The sequence below is a fragment of the Streptomyces sp. NPDC025784 genome, from assembly GCF_055558435.1.
Map to the genome: position 1 here is coordinate 51,370 of NZ_JBVHMN010000003.1, position 17,737 is coordinate 69,106.

Genomic DNA, 17,737 nt, shown 5'->3' on the forward strand with positions numbered 1-17,737 from the left:
ACCACTGGTCCGAATTGGGGATACGGGACCCTGATGGGTCACCGTTCGGCCACGGCACTGACGACGGAGCCGTTTGTGCTGGTCAGCGTGAGGGTCCGGTGATCCAAGTCGTAGCGGACCGTGCTGTCGAAGAAGCCCAGGAGGGTCTTCTCGGTGGCCATGAGTGAGCCGTCGCACATCATGCGGGTGGTCTTGGCCCTGCCGAGGGTGAGGTGGCCGTCGCGGACGGTGGCCTCGGCGGACACGTGGTTGCAGCCGAGGCGGCCGGACAGCGTGCCGTCCTTCTTGTCGAGCACGAAGTGGGCGTCGGCGCCCTTGGGCAGGGACTGGGAGACGTTCGCGTCGCCGAGCGCGGTGACGGTCCACTTCGTGCCGTAGAGGGGGGCGTCCTGCTCCTCGGTGAGGTTGACACGGTCACCGTCACGGGTGGTGAGGGTGAGCTTGTCGCCCTTGACCTCGCTGGTGAGCCCGCCGTCGGCGAGCGCGCGGCCGAGGCGCTGCTCGAAGGCCATGGGGGCCTTCTGGCAGCCCATGTCGGTCATGCTGACGTCCCCGAAGTCGACGCGGTCGCCCTTGACGGTGGCGGTCGAGCCGAAGCTGTTGCAGCCGGCGTTGCCGCTGACGCGGCCGTCCGCGCCGATCCGCAGGTAGGCGCTCGCGGGTGCCTTCGTCGTCGTGCCGTCCACGGTGAGGCTGTCGACGGTCCAGTGGACGCCGGTGACCGGTGACGAACCCGGTCCCACGGAGTTGCTGCCGCTGCCCGGCTCGGTGCCGCAGGCCACCGCGAGGGGGAGCAGGGTCAGGGCGGTGAGGGTCAGTCGCTGCTTGTCCATGCCGATGTGACGGGAGGGGTGGGGTGGTCGGTTCCCCTCGGGGGTGACGGCGGGCGCGCCCTGGAGGGCAGCGGCCCGTCCCTGGGATGACGGCGGGCCCGCGACCGGGGGCGGCGGGCCCTGCGGGCAGGCCTCACGGACAGGGCCCTCGGACAGGACCCGCGGACAGGGCGCGGCGGGCTCGCCGCGCGGGCGGCGGTACCGGGACCTCTCCGCGCGGTCGCGGGCTCGGCTCAGGAAGGGCAGTCGCTCAGCTCATGAGGGGCAGCAGGCCGCCGAGATCCGCCCGCTCCCCGCTCGCGCTGACATTCGCGTCCTCGACGGCCGCCTTCCACTCCGTGCGTCCGGCAGCCAGCCGGATCCAGGTCAGCGGGTCGGTCTCGACGACGTTCGGCGGGGTGCCGCGGGTGTGCCGGGGGCCTTCCACGCACTGCACGACGGCGTACGGCGGGATCCGCACCTCCGTGGACGCACCGGGCGCCTTCACGGCGAGAGTGTCGGCGAGCAGCCGGGTGCAGGCGGCGAGCGCCTGGCGGTCGTACGGGATGTCGAGTCCGGGCACGGCGCGGTTCAGGTCGTCGGTGTGGACGACGAGTTCGACGGTGCGGGTGACCAGGTAGTCGGCGAGCGGCAGGGCGCCGGCGCTGGTGTCGAGCAGCCGGGTGCCCGGGTGTTCGGCGAGGAGCGCGGTGAAGTGCCGTTCCGTGTCGGCCAGGTGGGCGGCGAGGTCGGGGGTCCGCTCGGCGAGCTCATGGGCGTACGCGGCGATGGCCGGGGAGTCGGCGTGGATGGCGGACGGCCAGTCGAGCAGCGTGCCGTCCTGCCGTGCCGGCTCGGGGCGGCCGAGCAGCACGCCCACCGCGCCGAGGGCCGTCCCGATGTGCGCGACGAGTTCCCGCACGCTCCAGTCGCCCAGTCCGGTGGGAAGCGCGAGGTGCCCCGGTGTCAGGGAGTCGACGCCCTGCCGTACGTTCCCGAACTGGGCGAGGACCGCCGCGCGGATCTTGGCGGGGTCGTACGTGCGGACGCGCTTCTTGGCCGGGGACATGCCCGCGAGCCTATGCCTTCACGGCGTATCCGCTCAGGCCGTCCTCGATCAGGGCGAAGGCGTGCCGGGCGCGTTCGGCGGCGTCCGCGGCGACGGCGTCCGGGCTCTCGCCCGCGGCGATGCGGTCGTGGTGCTCCTCGATGAGGGCGTTGCGGGCGGCGCTCAGCATGGCGGCGGCGATGACGGCGAGCATCGGGTCCCCGGTCTCCTCGGCGAGGAGCGCGGCCAGGTCGCGGGTGCCCTTCTGGGCGCCGAGGACGGCGCGTTCCATCAGGACCGGGGTCTCCATGACCAGCCGGCGCACCTGGCCGGCGAAGGGCTCGGCGTGCAGGCCGACCGCCGGGTCGCGGGTCTCGACCATCTCCAGGAACTGCCGGCGCACGGCGTCCACCGCGGACTCGCCGGGGTGCCGCTCGCGCACGGCCCGGGCGGCGTCGCCGAAGTGCTCCTCCATGGGCCGGAAGACCAGGTCCTCCTTGGAGCCGAAGTAGTTGAAGACGGTCATCTTCGACACCTCGGCGGCGTCGGCGACCTCCTGCACGGACACGTTGTCGAAGCCGCGCTCGACGAACAGCGCGACGGCGATCCGGTAGATCCGCTTCGCCGTCTGGATCTTCTTGCGTTCGCGCAGTCCCATCGCTTCGGCCATACCGGCACTGTACCAAGGCGAAATTTGAGCCAGGCCGAAAAATCATCCGAGCAAAAACATTGACTCGGTATATCTATGGAGTCCACGCTGGTCCCCATGACCGAGACCCAGCGCAAAGTCGGCTTCCTCGTCTGCCTCGTGACGATCGTCCTGGCCCTCCTGGACCTCCAGATCGTGTCCGCGGCCACCGTCCCGATCGTCCGGGACCTCGACCCCGACCACGGCATCGACAAGATTCCTTGGCTGATCAGCGCCTACGCCCTCGCCTCGGCGGCGATGCTCCCGCTCTACGGCAAACTCTGCGACACCCTCGGCCCCAAGCGCGTCTTCACCGGCGCCATCGCCACCTTCCTGCTCGGCTCCGCCGTGTGCGGCGCCGCCCAGTCGATGGCCCAGCTCATCGCGGCCCGCGCCGTGCAGGGTCTCGGCGGAGGCGGGTTGATGAGCGTCACGATGGTCGTCATCGCCCACCTCAAGGGCCCCGAGGAGAAGGGCGCGGGCAAGGGCGGCAACACCGGCGGACTGGTCGCCGGCGGCGCGATGGCGATCGGCCCCTGGATCGGCGGCCTGCTGGCCGACCACGCGAACTGGCGCTGGATCTTCTACGTCAACCTGCCGGTCGGCCTGGTGGTGCTGACCGCCTCCGCCCTCGCCCTGAAGCTCCCCGGACAGCACGTGCGCCGCCCGGTCGACTACCCGGGCGCCCTGCTCGCCGCGGCGTTCTCCAGCGCCCTGCTCCTGGTCACGGACTGGGGCGGCAACCGGTACGCGTGGTCCTCCCCCGCCGTCGTCGGCCTGATCGTGACGGCCGTCGCCACCCTCGCCCTCTTCCTGTGGCGGCAGACCCGGGCACCCGAACCGGTGCTCCCGCTCTCCCTGTTCCGCGTCCGTGAGGTGCGCCTCGGCTTCGCCGTCCAGGCGATCCTCGGCGGCGCGATGATGTGCGCCATCTACTACGTGCTCGTCTACCTCCAGGTCGCCCGCGGCATCAGCAGCTCATCGGCGGGCCTCTACCTGGTCCCGTTGGCCGTCGGCCTCACGGCGGTCGGGCTGCTCTCCGGCCCGCTCGGTGCCCGCGGCTGGTCCGCGCGCACCTTCACCGTCAGCGGCACGGTCACCACCGCCGTCGCCTTCGCCCTGCTGGCCACCACGACCGGACCGCACACCTCGCTGTGGCTGGTCCGCGGGGAGCTCCTGCTGGCCGGCGCCGGGTTCGGGCAGCTCGTGGGCCAGCTGATCCTGCTGGTGCAGGACTCCGCCCCGCGCCACCAGCTGGGCGTCGCCACCACCGGCATCCGCTTCTTCCAGACCCTGGGCAACGCCCTCGGCACCGCCGCCTTCGGCACCGTGCTGGCCCGCCTGTACGCGGCGCACGGCCCCGGGGGCGACATCAGCGCGCTGGCCCGGCTGACCGGAGCCGCCCACGCGGACGGGGTGCATGCCTTCGTCGACGCGACCCGGTCCGTCTTCTGGTGCGGTGCCGCACTGATGGGCCTGGCCGCGGTGCTGGCGCTCAGGCTCCCGCGGCCCGACCGCACACGGACGGTCGCCGGGTCCTCCGCGGAGCGCACCGCATCGGTCACGGCATGACGAAGGCCCCGCCCGTGGGAACGGGCGGGGCCTTCCGACGTGTGCGATCCCTGCGGGCTACGCGAGCAGCGCCGGGATGGTCGCCTCGTGGGCCTCGCGCAGCTCCTCCAGCGAGAGCGCGAACTCGCCCTGGACGTCGACCGCGTCACCGTCGACGACACCGATGCGGGTGACGGGCAGACCCCGCGCACCGCACATGTCGGTGAAGCGGAGCTCCTCCGAACGCGGGACGGCGACGACCGCGCGGCCCGCCGACTCCGAGAAGAGGAAGGTGAACGCGTCCAGACCGTCGGGCACGACCAGACGCGCGCCCTTCCCGCCGAGCAGCGCCGACTCGACCACGGCCTGCACCAGACCGCCGTCGGACAGGTCGTGCGCGGAGTCGATCATGCCGTCGCGGGAGGCCGAGATGAGGATCTCGGCGAGCAGCCGCTCGCGCTCCAGGTCGACCTGCGGCGGCAGACCGCCGAGGTGGTCGTGGATCACCTGCGACCAGGCCGAACCGCCGAACTCCTCGCGGGTGTCGCCGAGCAGGTAGAGGAGCTGGCCCTCTTCCCGGAAGGCGACCGGCGTACGCCGGGCCACGTCGTCGATCACGCCGAGGACGGCGACGACCGGAGTCGGGTGGATGGCCGCCTCGCCCGTCTGGTTGTACAGGGACACGTTGCCGCCGGTCACCGGGGTGCCGAGCTGCTGGCAGGCGTCGGCGAGCCCGCGGATGGCCTCCGCGAACTGCCACATGACGGCCGGGTCCTCGGGCGAGCCGAAGTTCAGGCAGTCGGAGACGGCGAGCGGCTTGGCACCGGTCGTCGCGACGTTGCGGTACGCCTCGGCGAGGGCGAGCTGCGCACCCGCGTACGGGTCGAGCTTCGCGTACCGGCCGTTGCCGTCGGTCGCGATGGCGACGCCGAGCCCGGTCTCCTCGTCGATGCGGATCATGCCCGAGTCCTCGGGCTGCGCCAGCACCGTGTTGCCCTGCACGAAGTGGTCGTACTGCGAGGTGATCCACTTCTTGGACGCCTGGTTGGGGGAGGCCACCAGCTTCCGGACCTGGTCCTTCAGCTCCTCGGCGGTCTCCGGGCGCGGGAGCTTGTTCGCGTCGTCGGCCTGGAGGGCGTCCTGCCAGGACGGACGGGCGTACGGGCGCTCGTAGACCGGGCCCTCGTGCGCGACCGTGCGCGGGTCGACGTCGACGATCTTGCCGCCGTGCCAGTAGATCTCCAGGCGGTCGCCGTCGGTGACCTCACCGATGACGGTGGCGATGACGTCCCACTTCGCGCAGATCTCCAGGAAGCGGTCGACCTTCGCCGGTTCGACCACCGCGCACATGCGCTCCTGCGACTCGCTCATGAGGATCTCCTCGGGCGAGAGCGTGGAGTCGCGCAGCGGTACGTCGTCGAGGGTGACGCGCATGCCGCCGGAGCCGTTCGAGGCCAGCTCCGAGGTGGCGCAGGACAGACCGGCGGCGCCGAGGTCCTGGATGCCGACGACGAGCTTCTCCCGGAAGGCCTCCAGGGTGCACTCGATGAGGAGCTTCTCCTGGAAGGGGTCGCCGACCTGGACGGCGGGCCGCTTCGACGGCTTGGCGTCGTCGAAGGTCTCGGAGGCGAGGATGGAGGCGCCGCCGATGCCGTCGCCGCCGGTACGGGCCCCGTAGAGGATGACCTTGTTGCCCGAGCCGGACGCCTTGGCGAGGTGGATGTCCTCGTGCCGCATCACGCCGATGGCGCCGGCGTTGACCAGCGGGTTGCCCTGGTAGCAGGCGTCGAAGACGACCTCGCCGCCGATGTTGGGCAGGCCCAGGCAGTTGCCGTAGCCGCCGATGCCGGCGACCACGCCGGGCAGGACGCGCTTGGTGTCGGGGTGGTCGGCGGCGCCGAAGCGCAGCGGGTCGACGACCGCGACCGGGCGGGCACCCATCGCGATGATGTCGCGCACGATGCCGCCGACGCCGGTGGCCGCGCCCTGGTAGGGCTCGACGTACGACGGGTGGTTGTGCGACTCGACCTTGAAGGTCACCGCGTAGCCCTGGCCGACGTCGACGACGCCGGCGTTCTCGCCGATGCCGACGAGGAGGGCGTCGGACTGCGGTGCCTTCTCGCCGAACTGGCGCAGGTGCACCTTGGAGGACTTGTACGAGCAGTGCTCGGACCACATGACCGAGTACATGGCGAGCTCGGCGCCGGTCGGGCGGCGGCCGAGGATCTCCACGACCCGCTCGTACTCGTCCTTCTTCAGACCGAGTTCGGCCCAGGGCAGCTCGACGTCGGGGGTCGCGGCCGCGTTCTCGACCGTGTCCAGAGGCGTGCGGCTCATGCGTTGACCAGCTTCTTGAGGATCGAGGTGAAGAAGGGGAGGCCGTCGGTACGACCGGTACCGATCAGCGGCTCGACGGCGTGCTCGGGGTGCGGCATGAGGCCGACCACGTTCCCGGCCTCGTTGGTGATGCCGGCGATGTCCCGCAGCGAACCGTTCGGGTTGAAGTCCAGGTAGCGGAAGGCGACCCGACCCTCGGCCTCCAGCATGTCGAGCGTGCGCTCGTCGGCGACGTACCGCCCGTCCATGTTCTTCAGCGGGATGTGGATCTCCTGGCCGGCCGTGTAGTCGGCGGTCCAGGAGGTCTCCGCGTTCTCCACCCGCAGTTTCTGGTCGCGGCAGATGAAGTGGAGGTGGTCGTTGCCGAGCATCCCTCCCGGGAGGAGGTGCGCCTCGGTGAGGATCTGGAAGCCGTTGCAGATGCCGAGGACCGGCATTCCGGACTTCGCCTGCTCGATCACGGTCTCCATCACGGGCGAGAAGCGCGAGATGGCGCCCGCCCGCAGATAGTCGCCGTACGAGAAACCGCCGGGCAGCACGACGGCGTCGACCTGCTTGAGGTCCTTGTCCTTGTGCCAGAGAGCGACGGGTTCGGCACCGGCGAGCTTGATCGCGCGCTGCGTGTCGCGGTCGTCGAGGCTGCCGGGAAAGGTGACGACTCCAATACGAGCGGTCACTTTCCGGCCCCCACCTTCTCGTCCTCCACCTTGACGGTGAAGTCCTCGATCACGGTGTTGGCGAGGAAGGATTCCGCGAGTTCACGGATGCGGGCGAGCGCGGCGTCGTCCACCGGTCCGTCCACTTCCAGTTCGAATCGCTTTCCCTGACGTACGTCGGAGACACCTTCGAAACCGAGGCGCGGCAGTGCACGCTGCACCGCCTGGCCCTGGGGGTCGAGGATCTCCGGCTTGAGCATGACGTCGACTACGACGCGTGCCACTGGCACTCCCGGTGTGTGGTGCTGAGCAGGTCCCTTCAGACTACCCGCACAAAATTTCTACTCGCGTAGATTCGTAGAATCCTACGTGACCCCCATCACGATCCCGCATCGACGCGGGGACCTCCACGGAAAATCCTGGGAAAAACCGCAGAAGAACGGCAGGGGCCCATTGCCTTCGGACACGCGCAAGGTTTTAGTCGGGCTTCACAATGCAATGCCGGGCACTGTACAAAGGAATTGGCAATAGCCGATACTTTGCCCAATAACAGCCGGACAGTCGACATCTCCCCGACAACTCCGTGACGTCTGTGCACGTCATGACCGTTGATCGCAGAGGTGTCGCACGAAGGGACCGATATTCGTGGCGCAGCGTGTCGTGGTCACTCTCTTTGACGACATCGACGGCTCAGAAGCGGCGGAGACGATCGCCTTCGGACTCGACGGCAAGTCGTACGAGATCGACCTCAATCCAGCCAATGCCAAGAAACTGCGTAAGGCGCTCGCGCCCTACGTCGAGGCCGGCCGCAAGCGGGCGAAGTCCGGGAAGGCGTACACGCACACCGCGCTGACCCCCGACCCCGCCGCCGTCCGCGCCTGGGCCCGCTCCAACAAGATGGACGTGCCGCCCCGCGGGCGCATCCCCAAGAAGGTCTACGAGGCGTTCACCGAGTCGCACTGACCGCACGGGTCCTCCGGGGCACCCGCGAGGACCCGTCACCGGGCCCTGGGAACAACCGACTTGCGCTGACCCCCCGCTGATCAGCTAAAGTCTGGAGCACGCCGAGGGGCAAGGCCGAAGGGCCGGACCCCGAGGAGTCGTGCGGGTGTAGTTCAGTAGCAGAACATCCCCCTTCCAGGGGGAAGGCGCAGTGTGCAATTCCTGTCACCCGCTCTGCACCTCTTACCGATCGAGCTTGTCGATCAGGTAGGGTGGTGCTCGCGCCGATCGGTGAGAGCCGGTCGGAGGCAATGCGGACGTAGCTCAGTTGGTAGAGCGCAACCTTGCCAAGGTTGAGGTCGCGAGTTCGAGCCTCGTCGTCCGCTCCACGGAGCAAAGGCCCCGGTCATCGACCGGGGCCTTTCTCGTGTCCGCTTCCGCGGCGACTGACATTTGTCATGGGGAGCGATGACACCGCGCACTGCCGACCCGCCCGGTCCGCGGCGACGCTGAATTCATGAACACGAACGAGCACGGCGACGTGATCGAGGTCACTGATCTGCGCCGCGTGTACGGGGGAGACGGGCGGGGCCGGGGAGCGTTCGAGGCCGTGCGTCACGTCACGTTCTCCGTCGGCCGCGGTGAGATCTTCGCCCTCCTCGGCACCAACGGCGCGGGCAAGACCTCCACCGTCGAGGTACTGGAGGGCCTCGCTCCCCCGGCCGGCGGCCGGGTACGGGTCCTCGGGCACGACCCCTACCGGGAGCGGGCCGCGGTACGGCCCCGGATCGGCGTGATGCTCCAGGAAGGCGGCTTCCCCTCCGAGCTGACCGTCGCGGAGACCCTGCGGATGTGGGCGGGCTGCACCAGCGGAGCGCGGCCCACGGCCCAGGCCCTCGACCTCGTCGGCCTCACCCGGCGGGCGGACGTACGCGTGAAACAGCTGTCCGGGGGCGAGAAGCGCCGCCTGGACCTGGCCCTCGCCCTCCTCGGCCGCCCCGAGGTCCTCTTCCTCGACGAGCCGACCACCGGACTCGACACCGAAGGGCGACACAGCACCTGGGATTTGGTGCGCGCACTGCGCGACGGCGGCACGACGGTGCTGCTGACCACCCACTACCTGGAGGAGGCGGAGGAACTCGCCGACCGGCTCGCGATCCTCCACGAGGGGCGCGTCGCCGCCTCCGGCACACCCGCCGAGGTCACCGGCGCGCAGCCGTCCCGCATCTCCTTCGAACTGCCCGACGGCTATCACCTCGGAGACCTGCCCCCGCTCACCCGGCTCGGCGTGTCCGGCCACGAGACGGCCGGCCGCGCCGTACGCCTGCGCACCGACACCCCGCAACGGACCGCCACCGAGCTGCTGCTGTGGGCGGACCGGGCACAGGTCGAACTGCGCCGGCTCGACGTGCGCTCCGCCTCCCTGGAGGAGGCGTTCCTGCGGATCGCCCGGGATGCGGCGGCACACGGCACGGACCACCGGGACAAGGAGACGGCGGCATGAGCGCAACGACGGCGGATCCCGGCCGGTTGCCGGTGAGGACCACGGCCGCGGCGCGGCTCCGCGCGCTCGCACGTGCCGAGCTGACCCTGCTGGGGCGCACGAAGGCGACGCTGGCGACCGCCGTGTCCGTGCCGCTCCTGATGCCGCTCATGTTCCGCTCGACGGTCGACGGGATGGACCTGAAGGGCACCGGGCTCACGGTCGGCTCCGTGCTGCTGCCCTCCTCGATCGGCTTCTCCCTCCTCGTCGCCGTCTACAGCTCGCTCGTGAGCGTGTACGCGGCCCGACGGGAGGAACTCGTCCTCAAACGACTGCGCACCGGGGAGGCGCGCGACGCGGAGATCCTCGCCGGGGCGGCCCTGCCGTCGGTGGCGATCGGTCTCGCCCAGTGTCTGGTCCTGACCGTCGCCTACGTCGTGACGCTCGGCGTCGGGGCACCGGCATCGCCCCACCTCGTCGTGCTGGGCCTGCTGTTGGGACTGGTGACCTGGCCCGCGCTGGCCGCGGTCACCGCGAGCTTCAGCAGGAGTGTGGAGGGTGCCCAGGTGGCCGCCCTGCCGCTGATGATGGTCTCGCTGCTCGGTTCCGGCACCTTCATCCCGCTGGAGACCCTGCCCGACCGGCTGGCCTCGTTCTGCGAACTCCTCCCGCTCACCCCGGTGATCACCCTGCTCCGCGGCGGCTGGACCGGGCACCTCTCCGCGCACGACACCCTGGGCGCCGTGGGCACGGCGGTGGCCTGGACCGCGATCGCGGTGTTTGCTGTACGACGGTGGTTCCGCTGGGAGCCGCGGCGGTGACCGGGAGAGAGCCGGGCGCGCGAGCGGCGGAACCGGCGGGCACGAGCCGGGCCGGACGGCCGACGGCGGGGACGGGAACGAGCGGGCCGCGCGGCCCGTTGCGGGGGTGCACATGAGCGGGCCGGACGGCTGGTGGCGGGCGAAGAGCACACCCGCGAAGGTCGAGACGTACACCCGGTGGTCGTTCCACTCCTTCGCCGTGATCGAGGCCGTCACGCTCGGTCTCCCCCTCTTCGGGAGCGTGTCGCCGGCGCCGGCCTGGCTCCTGTTCGTGCTGGTGTGCGGCCACTCCGCGCTGTGTGCGGCGACCTCGTCCCGGGCGCTGGACTGGATCCGCGGCAACCGGGAGCAGCCCCGGCGGCTCTCGGCCGCGCTGGCCGCCGCCACGTTCGTGATCGCGCTCGTCGCGCTCGCGCTGGAGGGTACCGACTGGCGTCCGGCGACCGAGGCCGAGGCCCGGGTGGGCACCTCGCTCTTCGTCGGCGTCATCGCCTTCGGTGCCGGCACCCTCGCGCTCGCCACCCGCAACCGGAGCCGGATGACCCAGGTGGTGGTCGGCGCCGGCGTGGGCGCGGGGGCCGTCTCCTTCCCTCTCGGCCTCCCCGGCCCCGCCGCGCTCGTCACGGCCGGGGTGGTGCTGCTCGCCGCGGGGTTCCTCACCTTCACCGCCGCGTTCTCGGTCTGGCTGCTCAACGCCGTCTACGAACTCGACGAGGCGCGCGAGACCCGTGCCCGTCTCGCCGTCGCCGAGGAGCGGCTGCGGTTCGGACGCGACCTGCACGACGTGATGGGCCGCAACCTCGCGGTGATCGCGCTCAAGAGCGAGCTCGCCGTGCAACTGACGCGACGCGGCCGGCCCGAGGCCGTGGAGCAGATGGTCGAGGTGCAGCGGATCGCCCGCGACTCCCAGCGTGAGGTGCGCGAGGTCGTCCGCGGCTACCGCGACGCCGACCTGGGCGCCGAACTCGCGGGCGCCCAGGGCGTACTGTCGGCCGCCGGCATCGACTGCGAGGTGACCGGCTCGGCGGCCGGACTGCCCGCGCAGGTCCAGTCGGCGCTCGGCTGGGTCGTACGGGAGGCGACCACCAACGTGCTGGGACACGGCGACGCCGGGCGGTGCACCGTCTCGCTGCGCCTGGCGGAGGGCCGGGTGACACTCACCGTCGAGAACGACGGGGCCCCGGCTGTCACGGACTCCGGACGGCGGGGCGGCGGTTCCCCGCCCCGGCCGGGATCCGGGCTCGCCGGGCTGCGGGAGCGGCTGAGGGCGGTGGACGGGGTGCTGCGGGCCGGGCCCGCCGGTGACGGGGTGTTCCGGCTCACGGCCGAGGTGCCCCTCCCGCCGGTCCCGGACCGACGGGCCTCGCCGTCCTCCGTTCCGCGACACGTCAGTGAGGTCACCCCATGACATCCGTACCGCCCACCACACCCGTCACACCGGCCCCATCCGTTCGGCCCGTACGGCTGCTGCTCGCCGACGACGAACACCTCATCCGGGGAGCGCTCGCCGCGCTGCTCGCCCTGGAGGACGACCTGGTCGTCGTCGCCGAGGCGGCGACCGGGCCCGAGGCGCTGGCGATGGCGCGGGCCCACGAACCCGATGTCGCCGTCCTGGATCTTCAGATGCCGGGGGCGGACGGTGTGAGGGTGGCCACATCCCTGCGGGCCGAACTGCCCGGCTGCCAGGTGCTGATCGTGACGAGTCACGGACGGCCGGGGCATCTGAAGCGAGCGCTTGAGGCGGGTGTGCGCGGGTTCGTCCCGAAGACGGTCAGCGCACAGCGGCTCGCCGAGATCATCCGGACGGTGCACGCCGGAAACCGCTACGTGGACCCCGAGTTGGCCGCCGACGCGATCTCCGCCGGGGACTCGCCACTGACGCCTCGCGAGGCCGAGGTGCTCGAATTCGCCGCCGACGGGGCGCCCGTCGCGGAGATCGCGGAGCGGGCCGCGCTGTCCCAGGGAACCGTGCGCAACTATCTGTCGTCCGCCGCATCCAAGCTGGGAGCGGAGAACCGGCACGCGGCGGTGCGTCTCGCACGTGAGCGAGGTTGGGTATAGTGGCTGTCGCGCCACGGCGCAATGCGGACGTAGCTCAGTTGGTAGAGCGCAACCTTGCCAAGGTTGAGGTCGCGAGTTCGAGCCTCGTCGTCCGCTCCGGTGAGAAGCCCCCGATCTGTCTCAGGTCGGGGGCTTCGTCGTATGTCCGGGAGCCGGGTGTGCCTGCGGCGGGCCGCGGGTGCGCCTGCGCCGGGAAGCCTGGGGGCCTGGACCCGGCCCCCAGCACGCCACGAACCGGAGCGCCGCCGCACGTGCGACGGAACCCGGCTCGTCGCCGGGTCCCGTCGGGAGTCGCGCCGGGGGGGCTACGACCAGCTGGTGCCCGTCAGACGCTCGTACGCCTCGATGTACTTGGCGCGGGTCGCCTCCACCACCTGCGGCGGCAGCGCGGGCGGCGGCTGCTCGCTCCTGCGGTCCCAGCCGGACTCGCCGGAGGTCAGCCAGTCGCGGACGAACTGCTTGTCGAAGGACGGCTGGGCGTGGCCCGGCTCCCACTCGTCGGCGGGCCAGAAGCGGGAGGAGTCCGGGGTCAGCACCTCGTCGGCCAGCACGAGCGTCTCCCCTTCGAAGCCGAACTCGAACTTGGTGTCCGCGAGGACGATGCCCCGCTCGCGGGCGATGTCGCGGGCACGGCCGTAGACGGCGAGGGTCGTCTGGCGCAGCTGGGCCGCCGTGTCGGCACCCACCTGCCGGGCCACCTCCTCGTACGACACGTTCTCGTCGTGCTCACCGACCTCGGCCTTGGTGGCCGGGGTGAAGATCGGCGAGGGCAGCTCCGAGCCGTCGACGAGGCCTTCGGGGAGGGCGAGGCCGCACACGGTCCGGGACTCCTGGTACTCGGCGAGGCCGGAACCGGTGAGATAGCCGCGCGCGACGCACTCCACCGGGACCATCCGCAGCGACTTGCAGATCAGGGTCCGGCCCTCCCAGTCGGCGGGGGCGCCCGGCGGGAGCTCGGCGCTCAGCACGTGGTGGGGCGCCAGCTCGGCGAGCTGGTCGAACCACCACAGGGAGAGCTGGGTGAGGGTGCGGCCCTTGTCGGGGATCTCCGTGGGCAGCACCCAGTCGTAGGCGGAGATACGGTCGCTGGCGACCATCACGAGGTCGCCCGCCTCGTTCTGGTACAGGTCGCGCACCTTGCCGGTGTGCAGATGCACCAGACCCGGCACCTGAAGGGGCTCGGGCTTTTCGACGAATCCGGACACGGTTCCTCCCCGTGGTTCTGTCCAAGTGGCTCGATTCTCCCGTATGCCGGGAGCGGCTCCGGCCACGGGGGTGCCGGACGGCGCGCGGCGCCCCCGGCGTCCGGCGCCCGGTCAGTCGCGTTTGCAGATGCGGTCGAGGAGGTTGGCCGTGGCTCGCTGGATACGGGTGTCCACGTGCCCGGGACGGTCGAGCGCCGGGGACCATGCGAACGTTCCGGATGCGAAGACGAGGGCGCCGGACGGGGCCCGGTACAGGGAGGTCTCCTGGTGCCGGACCGTTCCCTCACTGTCCTCGTAAGGGGAGTGGGCGAGCAGGATCCGGCCCTGGTGCTCGGGGAGCGGGGTGCGCGGGAAGTACCGGTCGGCCTCGCCGGCGACCATGCCCTCCAGTTCGTCGCCCTCGTGCGCGCCGGTCGCCTCCCACAGCCAGTGGTCCGCGTTGCGGACGACCAAGGGGTGGGGCTCGGGGACCCGTCCCGCGTACTGGATGCCGATGATCTGCTGCTCCGGGCGGTCGATCTCCCGCCACAGGGCCGGCCTTCCGGGGCCGCGGCGCTTGCGGCAGGTCAGCAGCCGGTCGGCGACACCCGACGGGGAGGGCCCCAACTCCACCTGCCAGTACATGGTGTTGGCGGAGAGGAAGACGAGCGAGGTGCCGTGCTCGCGGGCGAGTTCCACGGTGCGGCGCATGTGCGCGGACCAGTACTCGTCGTGCCCCGGGAAGACCAGGCCGCGGTAGCGCGAGGGGTCGACGCGGCCGGCGTGCAGGTCGCGGGCGTCGGCGTACGCGAGGTCGTAGCCGTACCGCTCGGCCCAGCGGATGAAGTCGTAGGCGTGGCCGACGTGCAGGGGCAGGCCCGCGCCCGCGTACGGCCGGTCGAAGGAGACCGTCGTCGCGGCGTCCGCCTCGCCGAGCAGCCGGCCGGCCTCGTCCCACGCGTGGTACAGGCTGGCGCCCGTGTGACCGTCCTCCGGGTACAGGTTGTACGCCTGCCAGGTGACGTCCGGGAGCAGGAGCAGCAGGTCAGCGGGGTGGTTGTCGCGGATGGTGAACGGCACGTGGGAGCGATAGCCGTCGAGGGTGGTGAGCACCGCGACATAGGCGCCGATGCTCCAGTACGACGGGATCTGGAGGCGCCAGGACAGCCACCAGTGGTGGCAGGAGACGGTCCGGTCGGCGGTGAGCGGCGGGGGCTGGACGATGCCGGACAGCCGTGGGCTGGTGGTGATCTTGCTGGCGCCGTCGCCTGCGTAGTGCCCGATCCGGTAGATGTCGACGCTGAATTCCTGCGGCGGGTCGACGGTGATGTGGAAGTCGATGGCCTCGCCGGGCGCCGCCGCGCCGGTGGAGGTGAAGCCCTTGATCTGGCGGTGGACGTCGTCGGCGGAGCGGGGGCCGCCGGCCCGGGGGTGCGGGATGGCCCGCACGGCTCGCGCCTTGGCGTCCCGCTCGTCGCGGGGGTCACGCACGAGGGTGGCGCCCTGGGACGGGTCGATGTGGTCGATGTACCAGGGGACGACGTGACCGGTGTCGTCGAAGTAGTGCTCGTCGCCGCGGAGCCACGGAACGGGACCCTGGCCGAAAGGATCCGTCACGGCGTGCGCGAGCGCGCCCGACTCCCAGCGGCGAATCTGCTCCGACCCCATGCCTGCTCCCCTCCCTCGTGCCCCCGTCGTCTGTCTGTAAGCCCTTGCCCTGTGCGCGATCGGTCCCAGCACATCACATTACGCACGCACTCCGTCACCGTTCGTCGCGAATTGACGCGAGTGGAACCCTGGGCTCCGCCCGTACGTGCGGGTCGCGGGCCCGTCCCGTCGCCTCGTTCGCGCCCGTTGGGTGCGCCACGACGAGGCCGTCCCGCCCGGACCGAGGGTGCGGGCCGAGCCGGCGGGAGTCTGGCGGACGGGGACACACGGGGCGAAAAATCGCCGACGCCGGCCGCCGTCCCGGGCGAGCCGCGCGCCGCGGACGAGAGAGCCCCGGGCGTGCCGCGCGACTCGGACGGGTGAGAACGGTCGGGAACCGTCGGGTCGGCGGGCGCCACCGCGCCCGTGCCGGCAACCGGCGCCGTCGAGCCGGCAGACGTCGAGCCGGCCGGCGTCCTCGGGTCAGACGAGGCGTACCGGCTTCTCGGGCCGGACACCGAGGTGCGAGAGCCACTCCCGCAGAGGGTCGGGATCCCCCGTCTCGACGAGGGTGCGGACACGTGGTCCGAGGTCTCCGGCCCGCTCGCCGTCGACGAGCAGGGAGGGCCCGTCCAGCCAGTCGAGACCGGGCGCCGCCCCCACCGTGTCCATCGCGGAACAGCACACCATCGCCGTGACGTGGTCGGCCAGCAGTTCCCGGCCGGTCCTGGGCGGCTGGAGAGGAAAGAGGGGAAGCGTCCCGTCGTCCCACAGCGCCCGGTCCGGGTCCTGCTGCTCCGCGCCCCCGCCCGGTGCGGGCGCCGCGGCCGGAGCCGCCGTCTCCTCACGGGCGAGCTCCGCGGTGAGCCCGGCCGCCAGCGCGGCCGAACGCTCGCTCCCGAGGCCGAGCTCGTCCTCGTCCATCCCCATCCCCGCGTACGCCGCCGGGCCTCCGCCCGCGCCGTCATCGGCGTCCGGGCCTGCCGCGGGCCGGTCCTCCGGCGGCACGGAGAGGTGGTCCATCACCCTCGCCAGCGTCGGGCCCTCCGGGTCGGGTGCCGCCGGGTCGGCCGACGGCCGGATGCCCAGTGCGTCCAGCACCCGGTGGAGGCGGGCCGCGTCGGTGCGCCATTTGCGGTCGACGACCTCGTCCGGATACTCCTGCCAGTCCACCGGCGCCCAGTCGGGACCTGGTTCGGCGGGGCCGCCGTGGAAGAGGCGGGCGGCGAGGAGGGAGGTCGCCTCGTCGATCGCACCGGGCTCTTCGAGCAGGTCGCAGGCGGGGCGCTCACCGAGCCGGGAGGCGAATCCCTCGGCCAGACGGTCGCGGCGGGACAGTTCGGTGAGGGCCGCGACCACGCCGGCGTCCAGCCGGGACGGCCAGCGGCCCATCCGCCAGGCGGGCAGCGCGACGCGGGTCAGCAGCCGGTCCCAGCCCGCGTACGCCAGGCCCACCTGTTCCTGGGCGACGATCCGCAGGCCGTAGTCCACGGCCTGTGCACGCTCGGCCGCAGCGGCCGCCACACCGCGCTCCATCTCGGCCGCGTGGCCGCGGCAGCTGCGCAGCAGCAGACGGGTCACCCAGCCGACGCCCGCGCGGACCGTCCGGGGCAGGGAGCCGCCGGTGGGCGCCGCGGTCACGGCCACCGCCGCGTCCAGGCCCCGTACGAACCGGCGGGCCGCGGCTATGTCGGGTTGCGCGGACGGGCCCGTCCCGGCGACCACCGGGGCGAGGACCGCGCGCAGCTCGCCGACCCGCATCCACCACAGGAAGGGGGAGCCGATGACGAGGACGGGGGCCGAGGGGGAGCGGCGGGACCGTGCGGACAGGCCCCGTACTCCGTGGGCTCCGCGTATGCCGCGCAGTGCGTCCAGGCCGTCCTTCTCGTCCCGCTCCGCGGGGGGCGGGCCGTGCGCCGGATGCGTACGGTCCTCCAGCCAGCTGTCGCAGTCGGGGGTGAGCGCTATCGCGGAGGGGGCCGGCACGTCGAGGCGGTCGGCCAGGTCGCGGACCATGCGATACAGGTCCGGGGCGGATTCCTCGGCGATCGGGACCGTGGGGCTGACGGCGGGCCGGGCCCGGGCGACGACGAGGGCGATGCCCGCGGCCGCGAGGAGGACGACGACGGCCAGGACCGTCACGACCCAGCGCGTGACGCCCCAGTGCCCGCCGACGATGTGGCCGGTGGAGCCGCCGACGAGCAGCACGACGGCGACGGCCGCGGGCAGCAGGGCGACGGCCAGCGCTCTGCTGCGGATGCGCAGCACGGCGAGAGCCCGGGAGCGCGCTGCCTGCGCGCCCACCTCCACACCCATACCGGTCACGACCGGACGTCACCCCCTACGTGTCCGTCCGGCACAGGCTGTCGCACAGCCCGTGCCGACGGATGTCCTGGCGTTGCTCACTCCCCCACTGTGGCACCCGCCACGGACATCGCAATGCCGGTGGGCCAAGTGCCGGAACGCTTTCGCCGCACCCTAGTTGGGGCCCCGGCCCCCGTCAGCCG

15 protein-coding genes and 3 tRNA genes are annotated in these 17,737 nt (G+C 72.0%); 9 read left to right on the plus strand and 9 right to left on the minus strand.

Annotated elements, in window-relative coordinates; translation table 11 throughout:
* Positions 1 to 38 precede the first annotated feature (38 nt).
* The 3 genes from ACZ4IF_RS09735 to ACZ4IF_RS09745 all read right to left on the minus strand — a co-directional run bounded on the left by ACZ4IF_RS09735 (position 39) and on the right by ACZ4IF_RS09745 (position 2,530).
* A complete protein-coding gene (locus ACZ4IF_RS09735) occupies positions 39 to 833 on the minus strand; it encodes an META domain-containing protein (protein WP_467561208.1) in 795 nt (264 codons plus the stop codon).
* 250 nt (positions 834 to 1,083) lie between these two features.
* Entirely contained in the window at positions 1,084 to 1,881 is a 798-nt protein-coding gene (locus tag ACZ4IF_RS09740; protein ID WP_467561210.1) for a maleylpyruvate isomerase family mycothiol-dependent enzyme, read from the minus strand.
* Positions 1,882 to 1,891: 10 nt separating this feature from the next.
* Positions 1,892 to 2,530, minus strand: coding sequence for a TetR/AcrR family transcriptional regulator (locus ACZ4IF_RS09745; RefSeq protein WP_359494800.1), 639 nt, complete (start codon positions 2,528 to 2,530; stop codon positions 1,892 to 1,894).
* A gap of 96 nt (positions 2,531 to 2,626) precedes the next feature.
* Between ACZ4IF_RS09745 and ACZ4IF_RS09750 the strand changes: the two genes are divergently transcribed.
* Positions 2,627 to 4,120: an MFS transporter gene (locus ACZ4IF_RS09750; protein WP_467561212.1), complete on the plus strand. Its 1,494-nt coding sequence runs from the start codon at positions 2,627 to 2,629 to the stop codon at positions 4,118 to 4,120.
* Positions 4,121 to 4,177: 57 nt separating this feature from the next.
* Here ACZ4IF_RS09750 and purL read toward each other — a convergent pair whose 3' ends face one another.
* From purL to purS, 3 genes are read right to left on the minus strand one after another with little or no spacing between them, the layout of a single operon-like run.
* On the minus strand, positions 4,178 to 6,436 hold the full coding sequence (gene purL, locus ACZ4IF_RS09755; RefSeq protein ID WP_345657457.1) for a phosphoribosylformylglycinamidine synthase subunit PurL: 2,259 nt from the start codon (positions 6,434 to 6,436) through the stop codon (positions 4,178 to 4,180).
* Positions 6,433 to 7,113 (minus strand): phosphoribosylformylglycinamidine synthase subunit PurQ, encoded by a 681-nt coding sequence (gene purQ / locus ACZ4IF_RS09760; protein ID WP_345657460.1) that lies wholly within the window; start codon positions 7,111 to 7,113, stop codon positions 6,433 to 6,435. The genes purL and purQ overlap by 4 nt, the downstream gene beginning before the upstream one ends.
* Positions 7,110 to 7,376: a phosphoribosylformylglycinamidine synthase subunit PurS gene (gene purS / locus ACZ4IF_RS09765; RefSeq protein WP_028804522.1), complete on the minus strand. Its 267-nt coding sequence runs from the start codon at positions 7,374 to 7,376 to the stop codon at positions 7,110 to 7,112. Before purS ends, purQ begins: the two co-directional genes overlap by 4 nt.
* Before the next feature lie 361 nt (positions 7,377 to 7,737).
* Between purS and ACZ4IF_RS09770 the strand changes: the two genes are divergently transcribed.
* From ACZ4IF_RS09770 to ACZ4IF_RS09805, 8 genes are all read left to right on the plus strand, one after another.
* Positions 7,738 to 8,055 carry a histone-like nucleoid-structuring protein Lsr2 gene (locus ACZ4IF_RS09770; RefSeq protein WP_467561214.1) on the plus strand — a complete coding sequence of 106 codons (318 nt, stop codon included), beginning with the start codon at positions 7,738 to 7,740 and terminating at the stop codon, positions 8,053 to 8,055.
* A gap of 141 nt (positions 8,056 to 8,196) precedes the next feature.
* Positions 8,197 to 8,268: transfer RNA gene (locus ACZ4IF_RS09775), tRNA-Gly, on the plus strand.
* 79 nt (positions 8,269 to 8,347) lie between these two features.
* Positions 8,348 to 8,423, plus strand: a tRNA-Gly gene (locus ACZ4IF_RS09780).
* 128 nt (positions 8,424 to 8,551) lie between these two features.
* Positions 8,552 to 9,538 carry an ABC transporter ATP-binding protein gene (locus ACZ4IF_RS09785; protein ID WP_467561216.1) on the plus strand — a complete coding sequence of 329 codons (987 nt, stop codon included), beginning with the start codon at positions 8,552 to 8,554 and terminating at the stop codon, positions 9,536 to 9,538.
* The gene (locus ACZ4IF_RS09790; protein ID WP_467561218.1) at positions 9,535 to 10,338 is read left to right on the plus strand and encodes an ABC transporter permease; all 804 of its coding nucleotides are present in this window, start codon (positions 9,535 to 9,537) and stop codon (positions 10,336 to 10,338) included. Before ACZ4IF_RS09785 ends, ACZ4IF_RS09790 begins: the two co-directional genes overlap by 4 nt.
* A 112-nt stretch (positions 10,339 to 10,450) precedes the next feature.
* Complete coding sequence (locus tag ACZ4IF_RS09795; RefSeq protein WP_467561220.1) at positions 10,451 to 11,746, plus strand: sensor histidine kinase; 1,296 nt, start codon at positions 10,451 to 10,453, stop codon at positions 11,744 to 11,746.
* Positions 11,743 to 12,399 carry a response regulator transcription factor gene (locus tag ACZ4IF_RS09800; RefSeq protein ID WP_359494817.1) on the plus strand — a complete coding sequence of 219 codons (657 nt, stop codon included), beginning with the start codon at positions 11,743 to 11,745 and terminating at the stop codon, positions 12,397 to 12,399. The genes ACZ4IF_RS09795 and ACZ4IF_RS09800 overlap by 4 nt, the downstream gene beginning before the upstream one ends.
* 23 nt (positions 12,400 to 12,422) lie before the next feature.
* Positions 12,423 to 12,495 (plus strand) — tRNA-Gly (locus tag ACZ4IF_RS09805).
* Between the two features lie 209 nt (positions 12,496 to 12,704).
* Here ACZ4IF_RS09805 and ACZ4IF_RS09810 read toward each other — a convergent pair.
* The 3 genes from ACZ4IF_RS09810 to ACZ4IF_RS09820 all read right to left on the minus strand — a co-directional run bounded on the left by ACZ4IF_RS09810 (position 12,705) and on the right by ACZ4IF_RS09820 (position 17,546).
* Positions 12,705 to 13,604 carry a phosphoribosylaminoimidazolesuccinocarboxamide synthase gene (locus tag ACZ4IF_RS09810; protein ID WP_467561222.1) on the minus strand — a complete coding sequence of 300 codons (900 nt, stop codon included), beginning with the start codon at positions 13,602 to 13,604 and terminating at the stop codon, positions 12,705 to 12,707.
* 111 nt (positions 13,605 to 13,715) lie between these two features.
* On the minus strand, positions 13,716 to 15,251 hold the full coding sequence (locus ACZ4IF_RS09815; protein ID WP_467561224.1) for a N,N-dimethylformamidase beta subunit family domain-containing protein: 1,536 nt from the start codon (positions 15,249 to 15,251) through the stop codon (positions 13,716 to 13,718).
* 462 nt (positions 15,252 to 15,713) lie between these two features.
* Positions 15,714 to 17,546, minus strand: coding sequence for a hypothetical protein (locus ACZ4IF_RS09820; RefSeq protein WP_467561763.1), 1,833 nt, complete (start codon positions 17,544 to 17,546; stop codon positions 15,714 to 15,716).
* Between the last annotated feature and the right edge of the window lie 191 nt (positions 17,547 to 17,737).

What these genes read in the sequence shown, in the direction of transcription:
- ACZ4IF_RS09735 (WP_467561208.1), bottom strand. Translation starts at nt 833, where the DNA reads ATGGACAAGCAGCGACTGACCCTCACCGCCCTGACCCTGCTCCCCCTC.
- ACZ4IF_RS09740 (WP_467561210.1), bottom strand. Translation starts at nt 1,881, where the DNA reads ATGTCCCCGGCCAAGAAGCGCGTCCGCACGTACGACCCCGCCAAGATC.
- ACZ4IF_RS09745 (WP_359494800.1), bottom strand. Translation starts at nt 2,530, where the DNA reads ATGGCCGAAGCGATGGGACTGCGCGAACGCAAGAAGATCCAGACGGCG.
- ACZ4IF_RS09750 (WP_467561212.1), top strand. Translation starts at nt 2,627, where the DNA reads ATGACCGAGACCCAGCGCAAAGTCGGCTTCCTCGTCTGCCTCGTGACG.
- purL (WP_345657457.1), bottom strand. Translation starts at nt 6,436, where the DNA reads ATGAGCCGCACGCCTCTGGACACGGTCGAGAACGCGGCCGCGACCCCC.
- ACZ4IF_RS09785 (WP_467561216.1), top strand. Translation starts at nt 8,552, where the DNA reads ATGAACACGAACGAGCACGGCGACGTGATCGAGGTCACTGATCTGCGC.
- ACZ4IF_RS09790 (WP_467561218.1), top strand. Translation starts at nt 9,535, where the DNA reads ATGAGCGCAACGACGGCGGATCCCGGCCGGTTGCCGGTGAGGACCACG.
- ACZ4IF_RS09795 (WP_467561220.1), top strand. Translation starts at nt 10,451, where the DNA reads ATGAGCGGGCCGGACGGCTGGTGGCGGGCGAAGAGCACACCCGCGAAG.
- ACZ4IF_RS09800 (WP_359494817.1), top strand. Translation starts at nt 11,743, where the DNA reads ATGACATCCGTACCGCCCACCACACCCGTCACACCGGCCCCATCCGTT.
- ACZ4IF_RS09815 (WP_467561224.1), bottom strand. Translation starts at nt 15,251, where the DNA reads ATGGGGTCGGAGCAGATTCGCCGCTGGGAGTCGGGCGCGCTCGCGCAC.
- ACZ4IF_RS09820 (WP_467561763.1), bottom strand. Translation starts at nt 17,546, where the DNA reads ATGGGTGTGGAGGTGGGCGCGCAGGCAGCGCGCTCCCGGGCTCTCGCC.